Genomic DNA, 1282 nt, shown 5'->3' with positions numbered 1-1282 from the left:
GCCGTTTGTCGCATAACGTCCGCATTACCGCGCCCAATCAGGCGGCCCGGCCAGGCAGTCCCCGCCAGCAGGATATCCCAGCCATACAGAGAAACCGCCTTGGAGCGCAGCATCTTCCACAAAAAAGCCGGTTTGGCCAGACGCCAAAGGTGACGTCCCATATTGTCTGGCCCAACGCTGAAAAAGACGCTTGCCTGAACCCCATGCTGATCCAACGTTTCCAGCAGGGGCGGCATGCCGACTCGCGTGCCGCGCCAGGTGTCAACATCAATACGCAGCCCGACACGTTTCATGGGGCGGAATCCGGTGTAGGGTGAGCGCGCAGGAAAAAGTCCAACGTTTCGTCAATCGTCTGGCGGATTTCGACCTGTGGCTCCCAACCCAGAAGGCGGCGCGCATTGGCGATGCTCGGTTTGCGGTGTTCCACATCCTGATAGCCTTTACCGTAGTAACTGCCGCTCTCCACCACGCACATGCCGGCAAACGGCGGATAAATGTGCCGTAACGGATGGCGTTCAAAGCTTTCGAGCAACAGCTCCGCGAGTTCGCGGATACTGGCCTCATTGTTCGGATTACCGATATTGATGATTCGCCCGTCACACTTGTTGTCACGGTTTTCAATGATGCGGAATAACGCGTCGATGCCGTCGTTGATATCGGTAAAACAGCGCTTCTGTTCACCGCCATCAATCAGTTTGATGGGCGATCCCTCCACCAGATTCAGAATCAACTGCGTGATGGCGCATCCAGGCTATCAAGCCGTGGCCCCATCCAGTTGAAGGGGCGGAACAGCGTAAAACGCAGTCCCTGCTTTTCACCATAGGCCCAGATCACTCGGTCCAGCAGTTGCTTCGAAACCGAATAGATCCAACGTTGTTTGTTAATCGGCCCCACCACCAGCGATGAGCGATCTTCATCGAACACCTTATCGCTACACATCCCATACACTTCAGAGGTGGAAGGGAAGATGATGCGCTTCTGGTGTTTGACGCAGCTACGCACGATTTTCAGGTTCTCTTCAAAATCCAGTTCGAATACCCGTAGCGGATTGCGCGTGTATTCAATCGGCGTGGCAATAGCAACCAGCGGCAGAACGACATCACATTTCTTGATGTGATACTCAATCCACTCCGAGTGGATGGTGATGTCGCCTTCAACAAAGTGAAAACGTGGATTGAGCAGGAAACGGGCAATGGCATCGGAACCGATATCCAAGCCGTAGACTTCGTAATTTTCATCTTGCAGCAACCGTTCCGTCAGGTGGTTGCCGATAAAACCGTTT

The 1282-nt window shown here is 54.1% G+C and carries 2 pseudogenes; both read right to left on the bottom strand.

Annotated features, from left to right (window positions below):
- A pseudogene (locus tag J5224_RS28285) lies at positions 1–293 on the bottom strand (4-deoxy-4-formamido-L-arabinose-phosphoundecaprenol deformylase); the annotation flags it as partial.
- Positions 290–1282: pseudogene (locus tag J5224_RS28280) on the bottom strand (bifunctional UDP-4-keto-pentose/UDP-xylose synthase); the annotation flags it as partial. The pseudogenes J5224_RS28285 and J5224_RS28280, both read right to left, overlap by 4 nt.

It is taken from the genome of Candidatus Symbiopectobacterium sp. NZEC135, assembly GCF_025962695.1.
Note: the sequence above shows the minus strand (reverse complement) of the source record. Positions and strands in the feature narration are given on the sequence as shown.